This window comes from Bradyrhizobium sp. USDA 4541 (assembly GCF_024171085.1).
Lineage (GTDB): Bacteria > Pseudomonadota > Alphaproteobacteria > Rhizobiales > Xanthobacteraceae > Bradyrhizobium > Bradyrhizobium australafricanum.
In genome coordinates, this window is the sequence record NZ_JALJZF010000001.1 from 1,974,516 (window position 1) to 1,992,910 (window position 18,395).

Sequence of the window (18,395 nt, forward strand, 5' to 3'; positions counted from 1 at the left end):
CCTCGCTTAACACGTCACACGGCGGGTGGACCAGCTTTGTGCGGCACGATATCGAGCTCGCTCTGCTGATCCCAGCCGCGCGCGGAGCGCGACCCGCTGTCGCGGCCTTGCCGCACATGGGTTTTCCCAAGCGGATTGGGGCCGTAGCGATTGGGGTAGCTGGTGCCGCGCAGAAAGGCGAGCTCGACGAAGCCCCAGACATAAAGCACGAAGACGATCAGGCCCGCGGCCGTCACCCAATAGGATTCATCGGAGAGCCGGTCCGAGAACTGGCTCATGAGACCCGGGATCGCGAAGAACGGGACCATCCACCAGCCGCTCTTGTCGCGGTCGTGCAGTCGCTTGATCGAGACAGCGACATAGACCCAAACGAACAAGAACGTTCCGCAGGCCTTGACCAGCAATGCCGGCAATCCGGCCCAGCTCAGCGATTTGTAGCTGTCGGGGTCGAAGGCCCGGAAGATGTCGTCGACATTGAAGCTGAACCCGTTCTTGCCGCCGAGGCCGGCCGAGACCGCGAGTAAAGCTAGGAACATCATCCAGCAGACGATGATCAGCCCTGCGAGCCAGAATTTGGCCCGGTTGACGCGGCCCTTGAAGCCGAACAGGTAGTTGGCCCAGTCCATGAAAATAAGCTCCGGGCTGCGGCAATTCTTCGCAGCCCGGAGATATGTCGGCGTCGGATCGAAATTGGTTCGATCAGTCCAGACCCGTCGTCCTGAGGTGCGAGCCTTGCGGCGCAATTGCGCCGCTGGGCGAGCCTCGAAGGATGCACGGCCCCGCTGGTGGCCGTCGACCCTTCGAGACGCCTGCTTCGCAGGCTCCTCAGGGTGACGGTGATGGACTGATCTCGCGGCGGAAAAGCGATCAATCCCGCAGCAGCTCGTTGATGCTGGTCTTGGCGCGGGTGCGCTCGTCGACGCGCTTGACGATCACGGCGCAGGCGGTGGCAGGTCCCGGCTGGCCGTTCTTCAGCGGCTTGGCCGGCAGGGTGCCGGGCACCACGACGGCATATTCCGGGACCTCGCCGACGAAGATTTCGCCGGTCTCGCGGTCGACGATCTTGGTCGAGGCGCCGAGGAACACGCCCATCGACAGCACCGCGCCCTTGCGCACGATCACGCCCTCGGCGACCTCCGAGCGCGCGCCGATGAAGCAGTCGTCCTCGACGATCACGGGCTCGGCCTGCAGCGGCTCGAGCACACCGCCGATGCCGACGCCGCCGGAGATGTGCACGCGCTTGCCGATCTGGGCGCAGGAGCCGACCGTCGACCAGGTGTCGATCATGGTGGCTTCATCGACATAGGCGCCGAGATTGACGAAGGAGGGCATCAGCACGACGTTGCGGGCGATGAAGGCCGAGCGGCGCACAATCGCGCCCGGCACGGCGCGGAAGCCGGCGTCGCGGAAACGGTTCTCGCCCCAGCCCTCGAACTTCGACGGCACCTTGTCCCACCACGATGCCTTGCCCGGGCCACCCGCGATCTGACCCATGTCGTTGAGGCGGAACGACAGCAGCACGGCCTTCTTCAGCCACTGATTGACCTTCCACTTGCCGCTCGTCTCGCGCTCGGCGACACGGGCCTCGCCCTTGTCGAGCAGCTCCAGCGCGTGGTCGACCGCCTCGCGGACCTCGCCCTTGGTCGAGGTCGAAATGCCTTCGCGGGCGTCGAACGCGGTGTTGACGGTGGTTTCGAGGGCGGACAGCGACATCGGGACAATCCTTGGCGTATCGGGGATTATGACGGGATTTTGCGGGGCTTTTTCGGAATTTGGGGCCGCGGAGTCAAGGCAAACTCCTCCGTCGCCGAGTGGTCTCTCTTCCGTCGTCTCCGTCGTCTCCGTCGTCCCGGCCTTCGCCGGGACGACACCTGTTGAGAGGCTACGGCTTCAGCTGCTGCAGGAAGCCGGTGAGATCGTCCGTGACTTGGTCGACATGGTCGGCGTCGCGGCCTTCGAGCTCCCAGGTCTCGCGCACCACCTCCTGGCTGCCGTCGGGCACGACCAGCACGGTGGTCATGCCGAGCTCATGCGGCACCACGAGGTTGCGCGCGAGGTCCTCGAACATCGCAGCCCTCGCCGGATCGACGTCGTGGAGCCTGAGGAACTTCTGGTAGGTCTGCGGTGCCGGCTTCGGCTCGAGATCGGCGGCGATGATGTCGAACACGCCGTCGAAATGGTTGCCGATGCCGAGCCGGCCCAGCACCGCATCGACATGGTCGACCGAGCCGTTGGTCAGGATCAGCTTGCGCCCCGGCAGTTTTGCGATCGCGGCTCCCATCGCCGGATTCGGCTGCAGCGGCGAGTGGTCGATCTTGTGCACATAAGCGAGATAGTCGTCGGCCTGCACGCCGTGCTCGGTCATCATACCGCGCATCGTGGTGCCGTAGCGCAGGTAGTAGTCCTTCTGCAGCCGCCGTGCTTCCTCGGGAGAGATCTTCAGCCAGTTGCTGACGAACTCGCCGATCCGCGCATCGACCTGCTGCCACAGGTTGACGTGATGCGGGTACAGCGTGTTGTCGAGGTCGAACACCCAGGTCTCGACATGGCTGAAGCTGCGGGGAGTATTCATTGTGGCTCTCCACTTGTCAGCGTGAACGTCGTTCCGCCCTCCGCCGTCGTCCTGGCGAAAGCCAGGACCCATACTGCGGAATCTATCAATGTGGCACGGTGCTCGTCGTTCTTCGCCAAACGCAGTCTTGTGGTAATGGGTCCTGGCCTTCGCCAGGACGACATCGATGTTTGCGGCCTCATTATCTTCATCACGGCATCGCAAAGCGCAGCGTCTTGCCGCCGCTGGTCATGTCGACGGTGGTGAAGCCGAGTGCGGCGAGGCCGCGGGTGCTGCAGTCGCCCTGTTCGTTGATCTCGAACTTGCTTTCGCGGGTGCAGAGCTGGACCCCGCCGCCCCAGTTCAGCGGCTTGTCCCTGATGCGGATGGCCCGGTTGTCGTTGTCGACCGCTTCAGCAAACGAATAGATCTGCTTCGGCGTGCCTGACACGTCCGGATGCAGGCACTTGCCGGGGTCGATGCGATACCAGCCGCGGCTGGTCACCACCTTGCCGTCGTCGGTTGCAACCGCGGCCATCACCTTGTGCGGCGTGTCGTTGCACCAGGTCAGCCCCGATGGCGACGGCTTCTGCACGGCATCGATCATGGTGGCGAAGAAATTCGGCGACTGCACGATGTCGCTGGCGAGCCCGCGACTCCTGAGGAATGCCGCCAGCGCACTCTGGGTCTTCGGCCCGTCGACGCCGTCGATCGGCGCGGCATCGTAGCCCGCGATCACCAAGAGGCGCTGGATGCCGGCGAGGCGCGCCTGCTCGTCGTCATATTCGCTGTCTTCGGCGAGATAGGCGACCAGATGGCCGTCGTCGGTCTTGGTCGGCGTGATCTGGGTGAATTGCGCGGGCATCTGGCCGGAACGGCATTGTCGCGCGGCGGCGATCACGAAATTGTCCTGCGCCACGCAGAGCGTGTCGGTGCCGTTCTGCGGGATCGGCGAGGCGCCGTAGACGCCGAGCGCCCGCGCATTGAGCAGCACGCGGTCGGCGGTGAGCGCGCCCTGCACCACGACCCGGCAGGTCGCGGGATCGATGAGGAACCAGCCGCGTGTCGCGGTCGCGGCCTTGTCGTCGATGCCGATCGCGGCCTCGATCACATAGCTCATGCGGTTGCAGAGCTTGAGGTCGGCATGCGCCGGCGCCGACGAGAACAGGAACGACACCAGCGCGGCCGGCATCGCCATCGCGAGCCGCGCCGCCGGCGACCGGCGAGGGATCCTCGCCGTGTGTCCCGCGTCTGCCATTACTTGTGGATCAGCGTGCCGGTGCCCTGGTTGGTGAAGAGCTCGAGCAGCACCGCGTGCTGCGTCTTGCCGTCGATGATCACGACGCCCTGCACGCCCTGTTCGAGCGCGTAGATGCAGGTCTCGACCTTCGGGATCATGCCGCCGGAAATCGTGCCGTCGGCGATCAGCTTGCGGGCTTCCTTGATCGACAGGTCCGGAATCAGCTTCTTGGACTTGTCGAGCACGCCCGGCACGTCGGTCAGCAGCAGCAGGCGCTTGGCCTTCAGCGCGCCCGCGATCGCGCCGGCGAAGGTGTCGGCGTTGATGTTCAGGGTCTGGCCGTCCTGCGAGGTCGCGAGCGGCGCCAGCACCGGGATCAGCTCATAGCCGATCAGCTGATTGAGCAGCGTGAGGTCGACCTTTTCGGGATCGCCGACGAAGCCGAGATCGATGGCCTTCTCGATGTTGGAATCCGGATCGACCATGGTGCGCGTCGTCTTCGACGCCTTCACCATATTGCCGTCCTTGCCGGAGAGGCCTACGGCCTTGCCGCCCGCCTCGTTGATGTAGCCGACGATCTGCTTGTTGACCGAGCCCGCCAGTACCATCTCGACGATCTCGATGGTCGCGGCGTCGGTGATGCGCAGGCCCGCGGCGAATTCCGACTGGATGCCGAGGCGCTTCAGCATGGTCGCGATCTGCGGCCCACCGCCATGCACGACCACCGGATTGATCGCGGTCTGCTCGAGCAGCACGATGTCGCGCGCGAACGCCTTCGCGGTGTCCTCGGCGCCCATGGCATGGCCGCCATATTTGATGACGATGGTTTCCTCGTCATATTCCTGCATGTGCGGCAGCGCCTCGGACAGGATGCGGGCCTGATCGAGCGGGCTGATGTGCTGGTCGGTCATGGGGCTGGTCTCGTCGTCAGCGGAGGGGTGGCGCGGTTCTATCTGATTGGCGGGCAGGGCGCAAAGCGGTCTTGACCCTCTCCCCTTGTGGGAGAGGGTGGCTTCGATGCGACGGCATCGAAGCCGGGTGAGGGTCTGTCTCCGCGGATAGAGACCCCTCATCCGGCGCGGATTGCATCCGCGCCACCTTCTCCCACAAGGGGAGAAGGAAGTATGGCGGTCATCACCGCTTCGGCCACACCGCCGCGACCGCCAGTACCAGCCAGCTCAGGATCAAGAGCGTTCCGCCGGTCGGCGCAGCCATCGGAAACAATCCATGGCCGGCATATTGGCGCAGCACGAGGTCGCCCGCGAACAATGACGCCGCGATGACGAAGCCGGCCGCCGCCACGACTGCGAGCTTCGCATGGATGATCGCGCGATCCGCGACCGCGATGGTCGCGACTACGGCGGGTGCATGGAACAGCAGCATCGAGGATGCCGCCGCCAGCCGCGTGGCGTCAGGCAGATGGGCTGCGGCCGCCGCCAGCACCACGCCGCAAGCGCCCATGATGGCGGCAAGGCCGATCAGGAAGCGGGATGCGCCGCTCATCGGCGCCGTTCCTCGATCAGGCGCACCATGGCGGCACGCAGCTCCGGCATGCCGTCGCCGGTGCGCGACGAGGTCACCAGCACTTCGGGGAAGGCGGCGGGATGTTTTGCGAGCGTTGCTGACGTGTCGGCGATGACGGTCTTGAGTTCGCCGGCCTTCACCTGATCGGCCTTGGTCAGCACGACCTGATAGCTCACCGCGGACTTGTCCAGCGTCTTCAGCACGTCGAGATCGACGTCCTTGATGCCGTGGCGCGCGTCGATCAGCACGTAGACCCGCGCCAGTGTCGCGCGCCCGAGCAGGAATTTGTGGATCAGCGCCGTCCACGACGCCACTTTGGTCTTGGGTGCCGAGGCGTAGCCGTAGCCGGGCATGTCGACCAGGCGGAAGCCCGCCTTCTCCGGCCCCTCGAAGAAGATCAGCTCCTGGGTGCGCCCGGGCGTGTGCGAGGTGCGAGCCAGGTTGCTGCGGCCGGTCAGCGCGTTGATCAGGCTCGACTTGCCGACATTGGAGCGGCCGGCAAAGGCGACCTCGAGGCCGGCCATCGGCGGCAGCGTCTCGATCGAGGGCGAGGCCCAGATGAAGCGCCAGTCGCCGGCGAACAGTTTCCGGCCTTGCTCAATTAGCGCCGCATCGGGTTCGGTGCTCATGCGAAGGATTCCATCTCGTCGCGGCCAGACAAAGGCCCAAGGCGGGTCCTTGGCGTAGGACGACCCGGCCATCCAGGTCAACGTCCAGAGCCTCGGTTCTGGCCGTCCTCCAATATGTCGATGCCCGGCACAAGGCCGGGCATGACGTGGTGACGAAGCGCCGTTGCTGGAAGCTACGTCGCCTTCTTTGTCTCAGTCGTCACGCTTTTTTTTTGAAACGTCGACTTCAGATTGTCGAACAGCTCCACCTTCACGCCGTTGCGCCGCATGATGTAGCTCTGCTGCAGCACCGACAGCAGGTTGTTCCAGGCCCAGTAGATCACGAGACCCGCCGGGAAGCCGGCCAGCATGAAGGTGAAGATCAGCGGCATCCAGTCGAAGATCATCTTCTGGGTCGGATCCGGCGGCGCCGGATTGAGCTTCATCTGGACCCACATCGTGATGCCCATGATGATCGGCCAGATACCCATCACCAGATAGGCGCCGAAATGCGGTCCGAGCAGCGCGATCGGATCGAACGGAATGAGGCCGAACAGCGTGAACAGATTGGTCGGATCAGGCGCCGAGAGGTCCTTGATCCAGCCGAAGAACGGCGCGTGCCGCATTTCGATGGTGATGAACAGCACCTTGTAGAGCGAGAAGAACACCGGGATCTGCAAGGCGACGGGAAGACAGCCCGCGATCGGGTTGATCTTCTCCTTCTTGTAGATCTCCATCATCTCCTGCTGCTGCTTCACGCGGTCATCAGGATAACGTTCCTTCAGCGCCTGCAGCTGCGGCTGCACCGACTTCATCTTCGCCATCGAGGCGTAGGACTTGTTGGCGAGCGGGAAGAACAACAGCTTCACGATCACGGTCACCAAGAGGATCGCGATGCCGAAATTGCCGACCAGGCGATAGAACCAGTCGAGCGCCAGGAACATCGGCTTGGTGATGAAGTAGAAATGGCCCCAGTCGATCAGGAGATCGAAATGGTTGAGGCCGAGCTGCTTGTTGTAGCCGCCGAAGCCGACCAGCGGGAAGTTGAGGCCGACCGTGGCGGCCTCCTTCGCGCCGGCGAACAGCCGCCCGTTGGCAACGCCGGTGCCGCCGATCGGAATGGTCTGCGCGCCGAGCATGTAGTCGGTCTGGTAGCGCTTGTCGCCGGTGGTGAAGCGGGCGCTTTCGAGCGTTGCGGTGGTCTCCGGCAGCAGTGCCGTGGCCCAGTATTTGTCGGTGATGCCGAGCCAGCCGTCGGTGACCTTCGTGAACACGATGCCGCGCGAATTTCCGCCGGTTGAGGTCTTGGCCTCGTCGATGTTCTTGTAGCTGAATTCCTGCAGGCCGTGTTCGCCGAGATAGCCGATCGGGCCTTCATGCAGAATCGCGTAGCCGGAGACCGGCGGCTTGCCGCCGCGCGAGATCAGACCGAACGGATACAGCGTCACCGGCGCGCTGCCTTGATTGATGACCTCGTCCTTGATGCTGAAGAGGTAGCGATCGTCGATCGAGATGGTGCGGCGGAAGGTCAGGCCCTGGCCGTTCTCGTATTTCAGAATCACCGGGGTGCCCGGCGACAGGGTGTTCGATCCCTCCTGCTGCCAGACGGTTTCGGCGTTCGGCGTCTTCACCGATGAGCCGTTGGCGGTCAGCCACAGGAACTCGGCGTAATAAGGCTCGGCCGTGCCCGACGGGGAAAGCAGCACGACAGCCGGCGATTTGGGATCGACCGTCTCGCGGAACTGAACCAGCGCCAGGTCGTCGATCCGGGCGCCCTTCAGCGCGATGCTGCCGGTGACGCGCGGGGTCTCGATCTTGATGCGCGGGCCGGAGGCAAGCACCGTCTCGCGGCTCGCGACCGGAGCGTCAGCAGCAGGCGCGCCGGGAGCCGGAGAGGGAGTCGCCGAGGTACCCGGAGCGGTGCCGGGAGCAGCACCCGGAGTCGCCTGCGGCGCCGGCTTCTGCAACTCCGCCTGGCGCTGCGCCTCGCGCTGCTTCTCCATCTGCGGCACATTGTAGAAATATTGCCAGGCGATCAGGACGAGGCCGGACAGAATGACGGCAAGGATCGTGTTGCGGTTGTCGGACATCTCTTAGGGTCTCGTCATTCCATTCGGATTGGGCGCGCTCTTGTTACCCGCCTTGTTGGTACCCGTCTTGTTATTACCCGTGTTGGGCGCAGGCCGGTCGAGGCGGCGCAGCGCCGACCGCAGGTCGTCAAGCATGGTCGCAAAGTCGCGGGTCAGCGCGTCACGACGGCCCACTAGCACATAATCATGGTGCGGCCGCATGAATACGGCGTCGACCTGTCTCATCACTTCGCGAAGCCGGCGGCGGATGCGGTTGCGCTCGGTCGCGGTGCCGTTCTTCTTGGTGACGGTATAGCCGACGCGGATCGGGCCCTGATCGTCGCGGCGGCGGCCCTGCAGCACAAAAGCTGTGGTGTTCGCCCGTGCGCCATTGGCAACGGCGAGGAAATCCGCCCGCTGCCTCAGCCGATCCATAATGGGTATCTCCGGAGAGGAGACGTCCGGGCTCAGGCGCTCAGGCGCTTGCGGCCACGCGCGCGGCGCGCAGCGAGGACCTTGCGGCCGCCGGCCGTGGCGAGACGGGCGCGGAAGCCGTGACGGCGCTTGCGCACCAGTTTGCTGGGTTGATAAGTCCGCTTCACGGGTAATTCTCCGCTGACCGGGCAATTTGCCGTTGTATTGAGATGGAGTCCGGTGATGCTGGCGGGCCCAAACGAGCCGTTGACGGCCCCAAAGAGCCGCCCCCGGGTCAAGAACCGGGCCATCGCGGACAGTTGGCGCGGCTTATAAGGGAGCGCCCTGTTTTCGTCAATGTCACAGGCCGTCGCAAAAAGGGTTCTTCGAAACGTCGTAATTGGGGCGAATATATCTGATTTCGCGGGGTATTTGACGGTATGGAGACGCTTTGGGGCGTTCGGGGAACCGCCCACATTAGCGATCCGTAATTTGACCGGCTTGGGGGCCGGGCCCCATCTTCCGACCCCTAAGCCAAACAAGGCCTTATCTTGTGGCTCTAACTGACGATCAGGCGACCGCGCAGAAGCAGCGGCCCAAGCCGTCCCCCCGGCTCGGGCTGTCGGGCAAGCTTTTGCTGCTGACGATTCCCCTGGTGATGATCGCCGGGCTCCTGATCTACGTCCCGGCCATCGCCAACTTCCGGATGAACCGGCTCAATGACCGCCTGGCCGCCGCCAATACCGCGGCGCTGGTGCTCGATGCCGCCCCGTCCGGCCTGGTGCCGGATTCGCTGGCGCGACAGATCCTGACCAGCATCGGCGCCCGTGCCGTCGCCATCAAATTGGGACAGCAGCGCCGGCTGCTCGCCAGCGCCGATTTGCCGGCGGCGATCGACCATGACGTCGACATGCGGACCATGACGGTATGGTCGGCGATCGTCGATGCCTTCGAGATCATGCTGGAGCACGGTGACCAGACCATCCGCGTGGTCGGACCCGCGCCGGGCCAGGCGCAATTCATCGAGGTCGTGATCGACGAGAAGCCGCTGCGGCAGGCGATGTACCGCTTCTCGCGCAACGTTTTGGTCGTTGCATTGTTGATCGCCGGCCTGACCGCCGGTCTGGTCTATCTGGCGTTGCATTATTTGTTCGTGCGCCCGATGCGGCGGCTGACCGCGAGCCTGGTCGGCTTCCATGAGAATCCGGAGAGTTCGGCGCGAATCATCGTGCCGAGCCAGCGCGGCGACGAGATCGGCGTTGCCGAGCGCGAGCTGTCCGACATGCAGCGCGACCTCGTCTCGATGCTGCATCAGAAGAGCCGGCTTGCCGCGCTCGGGCTCGCCGTCTCCAAGATCAACCATGATTTGCGCAATCTGCTGGCGTCCTCGCAATTGCTGTCGGACCAGCTCGCCAGCGTGCCCGATCCGCGGGTGCAACGCTTTGCGCCGAAATTGTTGCGTTCGCTGGAGCGCGCCATCGCCTTCTGCCAGTCGACACTGTCTTATGGCCGCGCGCAGGAGGCGGCGCCTGATCGCCGCGTGATCATGGTGGAGCCCGCGGTTGCCGAGGTGCGGGAGTCGGCCGGGCTTGCCACCGATGTCTCGATCACCTGGATCAGCGCGATCGAGCGCGGCCTGACCATCGACGCCGACCCGGACCAGCTGTTCCGCGTGCTGCTCAATCTGGTGCGCAACGCGGCGCAGGCGCTGGAAACCCGGCCCGCAGGTGACGGCGGCGCGCAGCAGATCCGCATCACCGGCCGCCGCGAGGGGACGGTTGCGATCATCGAGGTCTCCGACACCGGTCCGGGCGTCCCGACCAAGGCGCGCGAGCATCTGTTCGAGGCATTCCAGACCTCCGGCCGCCCCGGCGGCAGCGGACTCGGCCTTGCCATTGCCGCCGAGCTGATCCGGGCCCACGGCGGCCACATCCACCTGGTCGAGGGCACGATCGGCGCCACCTTCCGGATTTCGATCCCGGATCGTCCGGTGGAACTGCTGTCGGTCCGCAGCGAGCGGGCGAGGGCCTGAGGCCGTTCCGGTATTCCGGGGCGGCCAAAACTGCGGCCGAAATTGGCGTTTCCAGACCTTGCCAACCGGACCCGGAGCCTGTAGCTAGAGCGCTCTTTCGCGACGTTCCGGGCCTCCCGGGACCATGCGGGCTCAAGCCCACCCGCGAAAATGCGCCCGTAGCTCAGCTGGATAGAGCATCAGACTACGAATCTGAGGGTCGGACGTTCGAATCGTTCCGGGCGCGCCATTTTACGACAGGGCGCGGTACCACGCCCTTCCCGCGGTGGCGCCCGCGTCACGAATGATTCCGGCGTCGTGCGGCTCGCCAGGCCGTGAGCCGCGGAATCCAGCGCGGGACATTGGCCCGGAAATCCTCGTACTCCGTTCCGAACATACGAACGAGCGCCGGCTCCTCGTACCCCACGACAAACGCGTGGAAGGCGAGCCACACCAACACCGTACCCAAGGCGCTGGTCGCCGAACAAGACCGCTTGGCCCAGAATGACGGCGACAAGGGCAACGTAAATAGGATTGCGCACATAGCGATAGAGACCCGTCACCACGAGGTTCTGCGTCAGTGCGACCGGCGCCGGTGTGCCCAATCCTTGCAGCGCAAAGCGTGCAAACGAGTCGACAAGCCTGGGTAGACCGGCGGCGATCAACAGGATCCCGACGGCGCGCGTCGCGTCGAGATCGAAGAAGGGCGGCCGAAACTCCCAACGCGTAATCCACCAGGGAACGAGCCCCGCCGCCGAGCTGGGCGCAACCGCAAAGAAGAGGGCAGAGCCCAATACCGCGATCGTTTTCGGCATGGGCACCTCCTTTCCGTCCTGTCGCAAGGCGGTCGGCAAAATTGAACCGTTGCATCATAGCGCCACGGCGAACACGTAGTGCCCATCTTCATCGGCCACGGCGCGCCATTCACGCAAGCTCCCATTGGTTCGGGCAGCTGATGCGTGCTCGTCTTCAGTAGAGCATCCCCAGACACTTCTGGATCGATTGCGTTCCACTGCACTCACACAGCCCGTGGTCACAGTTGGAGGGCGCTGTGGGTGTCATTGGCTTCCCTCCTCAATCCTCAAGAGCCCGGTAAACCGACGCGCGGCCAATCTTGAGCGCCTTCGCGATAGCGGACGCTCCCATGCCTTCAGCCTTAAGCGCCTTCACTTTGGCGGTGTCGATGGACGCTTTGTGGTCTTGGTAGACCCCGCGTGCCTTGGCCTCCGCGATACTCTCAAGCTGCCGCTCTTTGCGGAGGTTGGTCTCGAACTCGGTGAACACACCGAGCATGTCCAGGAAGCGCTTGCCCGCTGCTGTGCTGGTGTCGATGGGTTGCTCTGTATAGCCCCTCAGGGATGCACCACGCGCCTTCACGGTGCGCACAATGTCCTGCGGGCGGGCGCGGGGTTCGCTTCAGCGGGCTATCGCCGCACCGGATCGGAGACCGGCCCGGAAAAATGCGCCCGCGCGGGCCAGAATCGAGCCGAAGACGAGGGCCGCCCCGTAAAAACCCTGCTTGCCCCCGCCGGAGCGTTGAGAAAAAATAAGCTTTTTTAGCCTATAGGCACAGAAATGTTTTTATTCTTATTGTCTGTCCTTTTGAACCGGCGAGTCATCCCTCATGCAGAGTGACATCGCAAACGCCGTATTTTATGCGGCCGTGTTTCTGGGCATCGTCTACACCAGCCGCATCCTGGAAAAAAGATGGCCGATTGCGGACGTTCCCTACGCCGAGTTTCGTGATGATTGGCTCGCGGTGATCGTGAGCCTCGGGTTGTCGTCCATGCTCGCTCCGATCGCGGCGATCACCGCGGGCAAGATTGCGAGCTATACCGGTCTCGGTTGGATCAAGCTGCCGACCGACGGTTACTGGTGGTACGTGTCACTCGCGATCATCGTGGTCGCATTCGATCTCTACAAGTACACGTATCATCGCCTCCAACATGCGATCCCCTTTCTATGGGCGATGCACTCGTTCCATCACAGCGCGAACGGCGTCACGTTCATTACCGGCGGCCGGCATTTCTGGCTGGAGCGGGTGTTGTCCGACGCCTTTCTTCCGATCATGGCGATCCTGTTCCGCATCCCGCCGGACATGGTGATCGCGGTGGGATTTATCTTCTTCATGCCCGATGCGTGTGCCCATCTCAACGTCCGCATTCCGCTCGGTCGGTATGTGACATGGATCAACAATCCGCAATGGCACCGGATCCATCATTCGGTCCTTCCCGAGCACAGGGACAAAAATTTCGCTGCCTGCTTTCCATTTCTCGACATTCTGTTCGGCACGGCCTGGATACCGAAGCCGGACGAATATCCTGCAACGGGCCTCGTGCCTGCCGAGCGCGTGGACATCATCAATAGTGTGATCTGGCCAATCCGGCATCTTCGGCATTACTGGCATCGGGAGTCTCGGAATGAATTGGGTTAAGGGTCTTTTGGTGCTCCTCGCGCTGCTGCTGGGTTACGCCGACCTTGAGTCGACGAATGTGATCCTGACTCTCGGATTGGGTGAGTTGAACCCGTTCATGCATCTGGCGCAGACATGGTTCGGTGTCTGGTGGCTGGTGCCCAAGCTTGGCTTGACGTTCGTGGTCACGTGGCTGCTTTGGCGGAGCAACAACGTTTACAACATCGCTCTCGTCGTCGCGTTCTGCTCCACGCCTGTCCTGAACAATCTCGTCATCATCGCGGGCACGAACTGAATCAATCCCTTCGCCGGTTGCCGCAACCGGCGACGTCAGGAGGGTCAGTGATGTCGGACAGGTTCGTTGTCGTCTGCATGGTCTGCTGTGCGCTGATCCTGGGGGCTCCGGGAGCGACCGTGCACGCGATGACGCCGTCGAACTGCAAGGAGCCGCAGACCGGCACCAGCCGCGTCCCGATGCTGTCGCCGCCGCTGGCCAATGTGGTGACGGGCACGGGACGGCTGCAATTCTACTCCGCACCGAATCTGCACTGTCCGATCCGCGGCGTGTTCGTCATTCCGAATGACGCACTGATCGCGTATGCGCAAACCAGGGATGGCTGGTCGTCGGTGATGTATCTCAATCCGGGGACGGGCAACGACGTCTCGGGTTGGGTGAGATCGGCGAGACTGAAGGTGACCGGAACCGTCGGACCGAAGTAGCGTTCGACCAGGATCGCAGCAGGCGGCTTCCCGCGCCGCACCTGACGCTTCAACCAAAATCGCATCGCGTTTCAGGGCATCAATGAATCGCCGCGTACATGATCTTCTCCTCGGTGGCTTCGAGCGCGGAGAATTCCTCGACCACCTTGCCCTGGCGCGAGACCAGGATGCGGTCGGATAGCGCCATGATCTCGGGCAGATAGGACGAGATCACCACCACCGCCTTGCCTTCGTCGGCGAGCTGGTTGATCAGCTCGTGGATCTCGACGATGGCGCCGACGTCGACGCCGCGGGTCGGTTCGTCGAAGATGATCAGCTCGGGCTCCTGCACCAGCGATTTGGCGATCACCACCTTCTGCTGGTTGCCGCCTGACAGCTCGACCACCTTGGCCTCGTCGCCGATGGCGCGAACCTTGAGGCGCTGAGTCCAGGTCTTGCCGACCGAATTGGTCTCGCGCCGCGACAACATCATGCGGCCCCCGGGAAACTTCGAAAGCAGGCCGAGATAGATGTTGCGGGCGATCGAGGCGGTTTCGAAGAAGCCCTCGACCTTGCGATCCTCGGTCACATAGGCGATGCCGGCCTTGACCGCCGGCGCCGGAACCCGGTAGCGCACCGGCTTGTCGTGCAGCATGATTTCGCCGCCGTGGAAGAAGTCGCGCTTCAACACGCCGGAGACGATCTTGAAGGTCTCGGTGCGGCCCGCGCCGACCAGGCCGAACACGCCGGTGATCTGCCCGCCAAACACCGACAGCGAATTGTTCTTCACCATCGGCGCCATCTTGAGGTTCTGCACCGTGAGCACGCGCGCACCGGCCGGCCGGACGCTGGTCTTCCGCGCGCCATACAGCGTGTTGGAGAGATCGCGGCCGACCATCGCCTGCACGATCGCCGCGCGATCGAATTTCGCCGTGTCGTCGGTGATGACATGCTTGCCGTCGCGCAGCACGGTGATGCGGTCGGCGAGCAGTAGCGCCTCTTCCAGCGCGTGCGAGATGAAGATGATCGAGACGCCGCGCTTCTTGAGGTCACGGACCAGGTCGAAGAAATATTTCTTCTCTTCCGGCGTCAGCGACGCGGTCGGCTCGTCGAAGATGATGACCTTGGCCTTGTGCAGAACCGCGCGCGCGATCTCCACCATCTGCTTCTTGGCGGCGCCGAGCCCGCTCACGGTGGCGGTCGGCGTCACGTCGAAATTCAGCGATTGCAGGAACTGCTGGGCGGCGATGTAGATGCCGCGCAGCCGGTTGTAGAATTTCTCCTGCCCGAGGAACAGGTTTTGCGCGACGGTCATGGTCGGCACCAGGCTGTTCTCCTGGAACACCATGGCGATGCCGAGATTGCGCGCCTCCAGCGGCGTCCGCGGCGCGACCTCCGCGCCATCGACACTCATGCCGCCCGAGGTCAATGTCACGACGCCGGCCATCACCTTGGTCAGCGTCGACTTGCCGGCGCCGTTCTCGCCGACCAGCGCGTGAATCTCGCCGCGGCGCAGATCGAAATCGACGCCCTCGATGGCGGGCACGCCGGCGTAGAGCTTGGTGGCCTTGCGCAGGGACAACACGGTGTCGCTCATGAGCCTGTCTCCTCGGCGAGCCCGGCGAGGGGCAGTTTCAGCACGCGGCCCGGTCCCTTGGCGATCAGCACAAGATCGCCGCCCAGCTCGAGCGCGGCGACGACGCCGTGATTGACGCCGTCGACCCGGCTGTGCAGCGAATACAGCGGCTTGCCGTCCTCGCTCAGCCGGATGACGAGGCCATAGGAGCGCGGCGGCGCCCACGGCTTGATGACGCCCATCGTCTTGATGTGGGCGCCCTGCATCGGTTCCTTGAACGAGAACCCCGAGCGCAGCCGCGGCGTCACCCAATAGGCCGGGTCGATCTCGGCCATCATGCGGCGCCGGTAGGCCGGCTCGCGCAGCACGAACTCGATCAGCTGGGTGCGTGCGGTGAATGCGGTGAGCCAATAGCCGCCGCCCGCGGCCTTCGACAGCCGCGACGGATAGACGGGCAAATGGCCGAGCACGACCTGCAGCGGCCGTCCGTTCGAGACGAGGACGAGGCGATGCCGCCAGCTCTCGCTGACCAGCACGCCGTCGCCGCGTGCGCAGGCGCCGAAGGCGTAGCCGAGCTTCGAGGCCAGCGGCTGCGCCGATCTGGTCCTGGGGTCGAGCCGGAACACGCGGCCGCTCCGGTTGAGCTCCATCAGGTCGCGCGCCCAATCATCGATGCCGCAGGTCACCGAGCCGTCGGTTGCGATCAGGGTCCCGTCGCCGGCCTGCGTCAGCGCGTTGATCGAGTTGAAGACGGCGTCGCTGAACGTCACGCTCGGCTCGCCCGACGAGGGATCGGTATAGAGCCGCACCTCGCGGCCGCCGAGTGCGACCGCGATGCCGCCGCCGGTGAGCGCGCAGAGCGCCGAGATCGGCTGCTCGAAGCTGCGGAGCTCGGCCGCTCCGCCGCCGTCGAGGCGCAGCAGGCGCCGGCCGTCGGCGACATAGAGGTTGCGGCCGTCGGTTGCGAGATCCTCTAGCGCCTCGCATTCCAGCAAGGTCGTCGCCGCCTCCAGTTTTTGATTCGGCTTGAGCGCGCCGTCGAACGACGGCACGGTGATGGTGGCCTCGCCACGGCCGAGAAAGCGGTTGGCGAATTCCCTGACGGCCGCGATCACGACAGCTTCCCCCAGCGCTTGTCATACTGCACGAAGTTCGGGTCCGCGTTCTCCAGCTTGTAGCGGCCGATCCGGTTGTTCATGATGCCGCCGAGATAGAGATAACCGCGATGCTCACGCATCGAGGTGATCATCGGGTGGTTCTCGCCGCGCAGGTCCCAGAACGATTCGAGGATCCTGCCCTGCTCGTTGAACTTGACGACGCAGCCGGTGTTGATGTTCGGGAACAGCCATTCGTCGACCGGGACGCGCTTGGCCATGCGGCGGCGGAAGCCCGGCATCTTCCAGGCAAGGTCGAGCGAGGGGCTGCGCATGCCGACCAGCGCCAGCCAGTAATTGCCGTCGGAGGCGAGATTGATGTTGTCGGGATAGCCCGGCAGATTGTCCATCACTACCTCGACCTGGCCCTTCTTCGGCCCCGCGAACCACAGCCGCTTGATCGAGCAGCCGAAGGTCTCGGCGAACAGGATCGACTGGCCGTCGCTGGCGACGCAGATGCCGTTGGGGAATTTGAGGCCGCGCAGTGCCGTATGCGTGGCGCCGGTCTTGGTGTCGTAGCAGATGATGCGGCCGTTGCCGCGCGCCTCGAGGCCGTCGATCGGCCATTCGTCCATCTCGTAGCGCACGGTCGCTTCGGAGAAGAAGATCAGACCGTCATCGGTGATGTCGAGGTCGTCGGCCAGCCGCAGGCGGCTGTCGTCGTTGACCGAATGCATGCTGCGGTTGGTCTCGTCGGTCGCCTTCTCCACGGTGCCGTCGGGCGTGATGCGGTAAAGGCCCATGCCGCCGATGCAGACATAGAGATTGTCCTGCCGGTCGAATGCCATGCCGAGCGGCTGGCCGCCGATATGGGCGAACACCTCCATCCGCTGATAGTCGGGTGCAAAGAAGCGGATGATGTCGCCATGGCGCGAGCCGGCATAGAGATTGTTGTTGCGATCGAGGATCACGTCCTCCGGCGCCTCGATGCGGCCGAGACCGATCAGTTCGACGTCGCGCAGCTTGTCGTTCTGCTCGAACGGGCCGCCCTGGCCGATCTCGGTGGCCGGCGGCGGCGGCAGCGCATGATAGGTCGGCGCGACATAGACCTTGCTGATGATGCGGGTGCGGTTCTTCTGCCAGCGGATGTCGACCATCGCCGCAACCAGCAGAATGCCCGCCAGCGCCATGCGGTTGATGCCGCCGCGCGCATTGAGCGTGGTCAGGCCGTTGGTGATCAGGAGCACGATCAGCACGCCGACCAGCGATTTTGCGACCGAGCCCTTGCCGCCGCCGAGCGTGATGCCGCCGAGCACGGTCGCGGTCAGCACGATCACCTCGAGGCCGACGCCGATATCGCCGCCGACGGTGCCGAGCCGGGCCGCGAAGAACAGCGCGGCGATGCTTGTCAGCACGCCGCTTGCGACATAGCAGAGCGCGATGGTGCGGCGGACCGGAATGCCGGAATTGTAGGCGGAACGGCGCGAGCCGCCGATCGCGGTGATGTGCCAGCCCGGGCGCAGCCGGGTCATGAAGATATGGCCGAAGATGGCGATCGCGATGTAGACGATTGCGACGCTCGGAATGCCGAACACGTCGCCACCGCCGATGAAATTCCAGGACGGGATGTCGGGGAAGGCCGCGGCGATCGAATTGGAGTAGCGTTGGATCAGCAGATCGAACGCCGAGCGGTAGATGATCAGGGTGATCAGCGTGGTGATGAAGGCGCGCAGCCTTAAGTAGCCGATCAGGACGCCATTGACGGCGCCGAGCAGTGCACCGCAGACGAGGGTGGCGACGACCGCCGCGGGCACCGGCCAGTTCAGCACGTCGAGCAGATAGAGCGCGCAGAAATCCGTCAGCGCGAAGATCGAGCCGACCGACAGATCGATGCCGCCGACGATGACGACCAGCGCCATGCCGAGGCCGATGAAGCCGATTTCGCCGGCCTGCCGGGCGGTGTCGGCAAGGCTCGACGGCGACAGGAAGTGATCGATGGAGCGGCTGAGCGCGAAGCCGACGATCAAAAGCAGGATCACCGGTATTGCGGTCTCGGTCCAACGCTTCGACAGGATCTCGCCGAGGAGATGATCCGGCCAGTAGCGGTAACGCAGGCTCGTCAGGGTGTCGCGCATCGGCATTCCAGCAAGGCGTTCGATTTGGGAAGATCGACGTCCCGGGTGAGATCGCCCGGGA

Annotated in this window: 18 protein-coding genes, 1 tRNA gene and 1 pseudogene; 5 read left to right on the forward strand and 15 right to left on the reverse strand. The window is 64.3% G+C overall.

Going from position 1 to position 18,395, the window contains the following annotated elements; translation table 11 throughout:
* Positions 1-14: 14 nt before the first annotated feature.
* The 10 genes from J2R80_RS09155 to rpmH all read right to left on the reverse strand — a co-directional run bounded on the left by J2R80_RS09155 (position 15) and on the right by rpmH (position 8,594).
* Positions 15-626 (reverse strand): DUF805 domain-containing protein, encoded by a 612-nt coding sequence (locus J2R80_RS09155; protein ID WP_253588649.1) that lies wholly within the window; start codon positions 624-626, stop codon positions 15-17.
* Between the two features lie 241 nt (positions 627-867).
* A complete protein-coding gene (gene dapD, locus J2R80_RS09160; RefSeq protein ID WP_028335932.1) occupies positions 868-1,713 on the reverse strand; it encodes a 2,3,4,5-tetrahydropyridine-2,6-dicarboxylate N-succinyltransferase in 846 nt (281 codons plus the stop codon).
* A gap of 169 nt (positions 1,714-1,882) precedes the next feature.
* Positions 1,883-2,572 (reverse strand): pyrimidine 5'-nucleotidase, encoded by a 690-nt coding sequence (locus tag J2R80_RS09165; RefSeq protein ID WP_253588650.1) that lies wholly within the window; start codon positions 2,570-2,572, stop codon positions 1,883-1,885.
* Positions 2,573-2,762: 190 nt separating this feature from the next.
* Positions 2,763-3,749 carry a DUF1036 domain-containing protein gene (locus tag J2R80_RS09170; protein WP_253638398.1) on the reverse strand — a complete coding sequence of 329 codons (987 nt, stop codon included), beginning with the start codon at positions 3,747-3,749 and terminating at the stop codon, positions 2,763-2,765.
* Between the two features lie 59 nt (positions 3,750-3,808).
* Complete coding sequence (gene argB / locus J2R80_RS09175) at positions 3,809-4,702, reverse strand: acetylglutamate kinase (RefSeq protein WP_016848093.1); 894 nt, start codon at positions 4,700-4,702, stop codon at positions 3,809-3,811.
* Positions 4,703-4,925: 223 nt separating this feature from the next.
* Positions 4,926-5,294: a DUF423 domain-containing protein gene (locus J2R80_RS09180; RefSeq protein WP_253588651.1), complete on the reverse strand. Its 369-nt coding sequence runs from the start codon at positions 5,292-5,294 to the stop codon at positions 4,926-4,928.
* The gene (gene yihA, locus J2R80_RS09185) at positions 5,291-5,944 is read right to left on the reverse strand and encodes a ribosome biogenesis GTP-binding protein YihA/YsxC (protein WP_028335928.1); all 654 of its coding nucleotides are present in this window, start codon (positions 5,942-5,944) and stop codon (positions 5,291-5,293) included. Before yihA ends, J2R80_RS09180 begins: the two co-directional genes overlap by 4 nt.
* A gap of 173 nt (positions 5,945-6,117) precedes the next feature.
* Positions 6,118-8,013 carry a membrane protein insertase YidC gene (yidC, locus tag J2R80_RS09190; protein WP_253588652.1) on the reverse strand — a complete coding sequence of 632 codons (1,896 nt, stop codon included), beginning with the start codon at positions 8,011-8,013 and terminating at the stop codon, positions 6,118-6,120.
* Between the two features lie 3 nt (positions 8,014-8,016).
* Positions 8,017-8,427: a ribonuclease P protein component gene (rnpA, locus tag J2R80_RS09195; protein ID WP_057018968.1), complete on the reverse strand. Its 411-nt coding sequence runs from the start codon at positions 8,425-8,427 to the stop codon at positions 8,017-8,019.
* Between the two features lie 32 nt (positions 8,428-8,459).
* Positions 8,460-8,594: a 50S ribosomal protein L34 gene (gene rpmH / locus J2R80_RS09200; RefSeq protein WP_008542748.1), complete on the reverse strand. Its 135-nt coding sequence runs from the start codon at positions 8,592-8,594 to the stop codon at positions 8,460-8,462.
* Positions 8,595-8,959: 365 nt separating this feature from the next.
* On the opposite strand from rpmH, the gene J2R80_RS09205 reads away from it, so the two are divergent.
* The gene (locus tag J2R80_RS09205) at positions 8,960-10,438 is read left to right on the forward strand and encodes a sensor histidine kinase (RefSeq protein WP_057018967.1); all 1,479 of its coding nucleotides are present in this window, start codon (positions 8,960-8,962) and stop codon (positions 10,436-10,438) included.
* 152 nt (positions 10,439-10,590) lie between these two features.
* Positions 10,591-10,667 (forward strand) — tRNA-Arg (locus tag J2R80_RS09210).
* Here the strand turns inward: J2R80_RS09210 and J2R80_RS09215 are convergent.
* Entirely contained in the window at positions 10,618-11,232 is a 615-nt protein-coding gene (locus J2R80_RS09215; protein WP_309143803.1) for a methyltransferase, read from the reverse strand. The genes J2R80_RS09210 and J2R80_RS09215 overlap by 50 nt on opposite strands.
* Before the next feature lie 259 nt (positions 11,233-11,491).
* Positions 11,492-11,812: pseudogene (locus J2R80_RS09220) on the reverse strand (recombinase family protein); the annotation flags it as partial.
* 229 nt (positions 11,813-12,041) lie between these two features.
* Here J2R80_RS09220 and J2R80_RS09225 point away from each other — a divergent pair.
* Genes J2R80_RS09225 through J2R80_RS09235 form a run of 3 tightly spaced genes read left to right on the forward strand, consistent with a single transcriptional unit; the run spans position 12,042 to position 13,550 of the window.
* Complete coding sequence (locus tag J2R80_RS09225; protein ID WP_057018950.1) at positions 12,042-12,851, forward strand: sterol desaturase family protein; 810 nt, start codon at positions 12,042-12,044, stop codon at positions 12,849-12,851.
* Positions 12,838-13,125, forward strand: a complete 288-nt coding sequence (locus J2R80_RS09230) for a DUF5658 family protein (protein ID WP_253588653.1) — start codon at positions 12,838-12,840, stop codon at positions 13,123-13,125. Before J2R80_RS09225 ends, J2R80_RS09230 begins: the two co-directional genes overlap by 14 nt.
* 50 nt (positions 13,126-13,175) lie before the next feature.
* Complete coding sequence (locus tag J2R80_RS09235; RefSeq protein ID WP_168857312.1) at positions 13,176-13,550, forward strand: hypothetical protein; 375 nt, start codon at positions 13,176-13,178, stop codon at positions 13,548-13,550.
* A 79-nt stretch (positions 13,551-13,629) separates the two neighbouring features.
* Here the strand turns inward: J2R80_RS09235 and J2R80_RS09240 are convergent, their stop codons facing one another.
* The 3 genes from J2R80_RS09240 to J2R80_RS09250 are packed head-to-tail and all read right to left on the reverse strand — an operon-like array spanning position 13,630 to position 18,340.
* Positions 13,630-15,126 (reverse strand): sugar ABC transporter ATP-binding protein, encoded by a 1,497-nt coding sequence (locus tag J2R80_RS09240; protein WP_168857311.1) that lies wholly within the window; start codon positions 15,124-15,126, stop codon positions 13,630-13,632.
* Positions 15,123-16,220, reverse strand: a complete 1,098-nt coding sequence (locus J2R80_RS09245) for a hypothetical protein (protein WP_253638399.1) — start codon at positions 16,218-16,220, stop codon at positions 15,123-15,125. The genes J2R80_RS09240 and J2R80_RS09245 overlap by 4 nt, the downstream gene beginning before the upstream one ends.
* Entirely contained in the window at positions 16,217-18,340 is a 2,124-nt protein-coding gene (locus J2R80_RS09250) for an SMP-30/gluconolactonase/LRE family protein (protein WP_253638400.1), read from the reverse strand. The genes J2R80_RS09245 and J2R80_RS09250 overlap by 4 nt, the downstream gene beginning before the upstream one ends.
* Positions 18,341-18,395: the final 55 nt, after the last annotated feature.